Below are 6,702 nucleotides of genomic sequence, written 5' to 3'. Positions count from 1 at the left end.
GTTTCCTTGTATATCCCCCCATAACACATCTGCTCCAAAATTGTTTTGTATCTTTAGCCCTGCTCCCCTAAACGTTGCATTTTGTCCATCGAAGGTATATGTTGCTCCTTCAAATATTCCATCTTCATATTTTCTTATGCTAATAGCAAAGTCTTCGGCTGTTTGCTCTAGTATAGTGACTTTGTTAGTTACATTTGTTAAATCAGTTTCTGTTTCTTGTACCCTTGATGTTATGTTGTTTAGGTCAATGTTTATTTCTGCTAGTTGAGTATTTATTTTTGTGAATTCAGCGTCGACGTCTTCTGGTGCAGGTGTCCAGTCGGTAGCCTTATTTCCTTTTTCTAATTTTGCTTCTTTTATATCTACGTCATAGGTTGTACCAGTATTTTGGACTTCATTTTGTATTCCTACTGCCATCTCTGTACACTCATCAGGAATAATTGTAGTTAATACGGAATAACCCTCACCTGTGTTAGCAGTAATTTTGTTACCTGTAGGTTGAGTGTACGTTCCATCTGCTCTATAAAAGGAAAATCTAGCATTCCCGCCATATCCATTAACAGGATTTATATATATTCTTAAAGTTAAGGTATCACCTGGAGATACTCCCCATTCATATAATGTTTTTCTCTCGCTATTTGGTAAAGGTTCCCACCACACGTTAGACATAAAAAAGGTTTGATAATAAGAAGAAGTACCTCTTAGTAAGTTCCTTCCACCAATTTCCATATCAGCTATAGCATTTTCTATATCAACTTGTTCTACTTTCAATTTGATTTGCTCTTGTAGTATGTCAATGCTAGATGTATTTTTAGTAAGTTGCGTGTTAATTAAACCTATATTCTCATCTGTAGTAGATTTATACTGTGTAAACTCTTGTCTATCTACCTTGAGGAGTATTTTATCATCTAAGGCTTGTATTAAGGCTCTTTGGTGGGTAATTTCAGCCGTGAAATCTTCGGGGGCAGGTGTCCAATCGGTGGCTTTATTTCCTTTTTCTAGCTTAATCCAGTTTATATTCCCTTTCTCTGATAATGATTTTACAATAATATAATCATCATCTATATCTATATTAGATTTAAAAGTTATTTTATTATCTTCATCAAGATAGCCTATAAATTTATTGTTACCTAGCCATATGCCTATAAAGTCACTTTCATTAAAGTTACCATCTAAGGATATAGTATAGTATTGATTTTTCTTTAATTTAGTTGATAGGTTGTATTTAGCGCCTTTAAGGTTGTTGAAATCTTCAGGAGCTGGTGTCCATGGGGTGGCAGTGGAGCCTTTTTCTAATTTAATTTTCCCCCTTCCAATATCATCAACTCTTTTTTGGTTAGTTACATATATGACCAGCCATCTGTAATTATTGCTATTAAAGTTTACAATAAGACTACCATCACGATATAAAGTTTTACTTGGGATTACTCCTAATATTTCGTTTTCATCATCCACGTCTAAGTCATAAAAATATAATTGAAAACGATTGTTATTATCTGTATTATTTCTGTGTAAAACATAATTTTTATCAAACTCAAGTTTTACGACATAACTGAGTCCTCCCGAAGACGGCTTTATTATACCATTTTGTGCTGTCCACTCTCTCAAGTTAAAGTTACCTACTAAATTCCTCCCCCACTCATTTTCAACCTCAAAATCTCCCTCGGAGGTAGTTTCTATCTCCTCATCAAATCCACCTTCCACACCACTATTTCTAACAAAATTCCTCCCACCAATTTCAATACTATCTATATTCGATTGTATCGTTGATAGCTCCACATCAAGTGTTCTATCTCCTACCTGTACACGCGTTCCTTTTATAGTTTCTGTTCCTTCGTCATTTACTTCCCTTATGACACTATTTATATCTAGTTTATGCCCCTTAATATTAGCGTCGTCTCCTACTTTGCTATCATCAATACTACCTTCAGTTATTCCTTCTCTTGTAATACCTCTTTCGTCAAATAGTACAGTCTCACCATCTTCTCCCCTAACTCTCAATCCATACACAGTTCCATCTCTATTTACATCACCTAAGGCTACTCTTTCCAACCCTTCGTGGATAACTTGCAATCTATTTCCAGTAATGTTTAATTTCCCATCTGCTCCAGCCACAGTAACAAAGCTAGTATCAATAGTACCCGATACAATTTTACCAGCAGTTAAATAGCTGATTTGTGCGTCTCCTATTGCTCCATCGGCAATTATACTAGACCCAGCTACAATCTTACCCACTTCTGCTAGTTCAACAAATATTTCTTTAGATAGTATAGTGTCAATTTCTGCTATGTTACCTTTTAGATATGTTATTTCAGCATTGACTGCTTTTAAATCTTCTGCGTATAAATTGTCTATACGTGCATTTACTGCTTCTAAATCGGTGATGTTTGCTTTCGTTGCTTCTAGTGTACCTATACGAGCAACTGCAGCGTTTAGGTCTCTTATATCTGCTTTTTCTGCTATTATTGTTACAAATTCTTGACGAATGGGGTTAAAGTCAATTTTACTTTCATCTACCATTCCGTCTGACGTTAGGACTGTGTCGGCCGTTTCAACTGTGTCCATAACTTCACTTTGCATTTCCTCGAATGTATAAGTTTTATTGGCTATTTCGACTTTATTTTTCCAAGGTTCATCAATGTATTCTGTTATTTTTACTACTCTTTGTTTTTCTTTTACTTCATTTTCCTTTGATATTAATGTTATTGTATCCCCTAAATTAGCACCTCTTAAATCTATTACATCAGCTTCATAGCTCTTATACGGCTTCGATAATTCTTCTAACTTAGCTATAGCATCTTCTTTTAAATTTTCTACTACTGTATATCTATTATCCTCCCATGTGGCATAGATAATTTTATCGCTGTATTGATAGTTTTCTACGTATTTTTTACCGTTATTTATTTCTTCTATAGTTAGCCCATCTTTACCTAGAGGAATTAATCTAGTTACATAATCATAACTATCAGAGGATATGTTCAAAGATTTAAGGTTTATATCCTCCATGAAGAAATCGCCTTTATCTTCTCCAAGCTGTTCATATACATTTACTTTTTTATTTATTGCATCAAAGAAAATTTCAGCTCTATAAACCTTCCTTATCTCGTCTATAACCTCCAAAGGTGTTTTGTTGCTTACTCTCACAGTTCTTCTTTTAACTATATTATTGTGCCCTATAGTCCACTCTGTGCCCGCTAAAGCTAAATTTAAAGTATCTTTAAGATAGCTATTTACCATCTCAAAATGAGGAAATGTTTTTGACTTTAAATCTTCTGTATTTACTTTTGCAACTACATTTATCCAATCCTTATCGGAATTATCAATTTCTTTAATAACATAAAAATTAAATTTAGTTTCAATGTAGCATTCTTCTTTTATATTTCTGCTTAAACTTTTTGGATAAGAAAAAGAGAGAGTATCCTCCCCCTTCTTTAAATCTCTTTTTCTTACTAAATCTTTATATTTGGTTAGTCCTTCAATTTTTTCTTTATTTACATTGTATAATTTTAACATTAAAAAACCTCCTTAGTAGGAGTTATTCCTCTATCAAAAAATATATAGAAGTCAATTCTAAAGGGCTTATTTTTAGCCCATCTAAGGCATTTAAATCTACCTTGCATATGTTTACATCCGTTTCTATGTTCAATAGCTCTAAGACCTCTTTGTTGAAGTCTAATTGATTTTCTTGTTTTATAATATAATTTCCATTGTCATTTACTTTTGGTTTGCCTTCTTTATCCAATTCAGCATGCTTTTTTATTAATTTTTGCCTTTCTTCTTCATAAATCTTTAATTCTTCTTCTATAATTTTTATGTTTTTAGAAATAGTATAAGAAATTTTAATAGGTAGTTGTTCTTTAGATAATTCTTGTAAAGTTGGTATAGAATTTAATAATTCTTGATTAGTCAATTTCAATTTATATCCACCTCGATTTATATTTTATTTTTACATCTACATTGTCCCTATCTATAGATATTGTATTTTCACCAGGAACTAGATAAGGAAACCCCCAGCTGTCATAATCCATATACTTATTTTTACCTTCTTCTGAAACTTGCCCTTTCTCCCCATCTATAATTATTATTTTATCTTTAGTTAGGTTTTTGAGAAGTATATCGTCACCTAATCCATTAATCGTTAAATCTATCATATTCACTAAAGGCATTATCTCTACAAATGCTGGTGTCCCTTCGTTCCCAGGTACAAAAACAGAACCCGATTTACCTTCTAAAATAAATTCAGGTTCTTCTTTAAAACTATATTCAGTTTTCCACTTCACTTCTAATTCAAATATTCCTCTAGTTATTTTTTCTTTAGTGACATCTTCTATAACTCCTTTATATTTTCTAGATAAACATTCTATATCTAAAATAGCCTTACTAGAATGTTTAATAAAGTTACTTATCATAATTTCAGCTAAATCAGTATTTTTTTGTCTTATTAAAAAAGTGCAAGTTATATAGCTAAATTTAAATAGTTGTCTATGTGTATCAGGAGTAAAACTACCATCTAACCAATCATTATAATTTACTATTTCAGAGTTTTCTATATCATAATCAAGGAGGGTAGCTCCAAATTTTTTTATATCTTTGTTGTTTATTATCACTAGACACCCTCCCTTCTTATTATTTTCGCTGCTTCTTTCATAAAATAATCTATGTCGTTTTTATCTCTAAAGCCATAATTTCCATTAAAATTAATATTATTTACTACGGTAGGCTCTGCTGTGTGTTGTGGTACTACTTGTTTTATATAAGATAGTAGAGTAGATAAAGGAGCAACAACCTCTGCCTTACTTCCTACACCTCGATATGCATCACCTACACCAATCCCACCAGGTAATATGGTAGGGCTTTTAAATATTCCTCCCATAGATCTCCAATCTACTTTTAGCCTTGGTACCGTCATTTCTTTAAGAGAAAATTTACCTTCCAGCCTAAAATGAGGTAATTCAGGCATTTCAATTTTAGGAAATTTTAACTTTAATTTACTAAAAAAACCTTTTATATCTTCAAGGATGTCAGATATTCTCTCTTTAGCACTATTGATAGGTTCAGTCATCTTCTCTTTTATATTATTCCAGACTCTTTGAGTGGTGGTTTTTATCGAATTAAAGATCCTTGAGATTGTAGAACGTATATTTTCGATTGTAGTTGATACAATTTCTTTTGCTGCGTTTATAGGGGTAGTAATTGCAGTTTTAATTGCATTCCATATAGTAGTTACTATATTTTGTACTACTGTAAATACTGTAGTTATTATAGTTTTAATAACGTTTATTACTGTAGATATTACTGTTTTGATGCCTTCCCAGACTGTAGATGTAATTGTTTTGATAGTTTCCCAGACTGTAGACCAAAATATTTTTATTGATGTGATATATGCAACTATGATGTTTTTTACAAATTCTACAGCTGTCGATATAACGGTTTTTATACCCTCCCAAATAGATATAACAAATTCACCTATAAAGCCCCATATAATTTGCCAAATTACTTGAATAACACCTAATACAGTACCTATTATAGCTTCTATTATTGACATAGCCGATATTACTGTTGATTTGATTAGTTCCCATATAAAAATAAAAGGAGTAGTTATAATTTGCCAAGCAGTCACAAAAAAGGTTGCCATCCCAGTCCAAACCACTTCAATTAGATTTTTAATAAATTCTATAGATGTAAAGAATATCTCTTTGATTTTATCCCATATGCCTTTTAAAAATGGTCCTACTATGTCCCAATTTTTTACAATTTTATACGCCGCAAACGCAAATGCTGCAACCAAGGCTATAACAATCCCTACTGGTCCCATCAATACAGAAAACCCAGCTTTTATTGCCGTTAATTTTGGAGCTAACAAAGCTGAAAAACTTCCAGCCTTTCCTAAAGCAACTACAAAACTCCCGAAACCCGTTGTAAGTTTTCCAGTAAAATTTAGTAAAGGCCCAAATATTTTTAAAATTGGGCCTATTGCAGCAACTATTGCCATAAATTTAGCCACTGATTCTTTTTGTTCTGGACTTAAAACTCTAAATTTATCAGCTAATTTTCCAATTCCATCAGCTATTTTGCTTACAACTGGGGCTAAAACTTCACCTAGCTCTATTGCAGCAGTCTTCATTTTTTCCATGGCTTGAGCCCACGTAAAGGCTGTTGTATCAGACATTTCGTTAAAAGCTTCATCCATAGCACCCGTGGCGTCTTGCATTTGTTCCAACTTATCAGCATATACATCCGACTGTTCCCCAGCCAAAGCTAAGGCTAGTACTTGCCCTTTTATAGACCCGATATATTTTTGTAAAGGTGTACCAGTTTCGTCAGCCTTATCAACTATTAATTGTATAGATCCTGCCAATCCTTCTTTTGCAATCATAGCTTGACCGTCTTCGTAACCCATTTCTTCCATTAATGCTGTCATTTCTTTCGTAGGAGCCATCAAGGCTTTTAAAACACCTTGGTATTGCGTTGAAACTTCACTTGCATTGCCCGTTACACCAGTACCAGTTGCAAAGACTGTAAATAATTCTTCTTGTGAAATCCCCAATTCATTTGATGTAGGCACCACTTTTCCAATCGAACTTGCCAATTCTGGGAATGACGTTTGTCCTAGCTTTAAGGTCATAAAAGCTAAATCCATAACATGCTCATTAGATTCTGCTGTAATATCTCCATACCCTTTCATGACTGCACTTGCTAAAT

The 6,702-nt window shown here is 33.0% G+C and carries 4 protein-coding genes; all 4 read right to left on the bottom strand.

The genetic code is table 11. The annotated features are described in order from the left end of the window. Nucleotides 1–3,513 (bottom strand): phage tail protein (locus VK071_11620; GenBank protein HLR35959.1); only part of this gene is annotated, 3,513 nt, incomplete at its 3' end. 22 nt (nucleotides 3,514–3,535) lie between these two features. Beyond that, the gene (locus VK071_11615; GenBank protein ID HLR35958.1) at nucleotides 3,536–3,916 is read right to left on the bottom strand and encodes a hypothetical protein; all 381 of its coding nucleotides are present in this window, start codon (nucleotides 3,914–3,916) and stop codon (nucleotides 3,536–3,538) included. 1 nt (nucleotide 3,917) lies between these two features. Next, a complete protein-coding gene (locus VK071_11610; GenBank protein ID HLR35957.1) occupies nucleotides 3,918–4,607 on the bottom strand; it encodes a hypothetical protein in 690 nt (229 codons plus the stop codon). Beyond that, a partial coding sequence (locus tag VK071_11605) for a phage tail tape measure protein (GenBank protein HLR35956.1) occupies nucleotides 4,607–6,702 on the bottom strand: 2,096 nt, incomplete at its 5' end. The genes VK071_11610 and VK071_11605, both read right to left, overlap by 1 nt.

It is taken from the genome of Tissierellales bacterium, from assembly GCA_035301805.1.
Classification (GTDB): Bacteria; Bacillota; Clostridia; order Tissierellales; family DATGTQ01; genus DATGTQ01.
The sequence above is the reverse complement of the archived record's forward strand: the minus strand, read 5'-3'. Positions and strand labels throughout refer to the sequence as shown.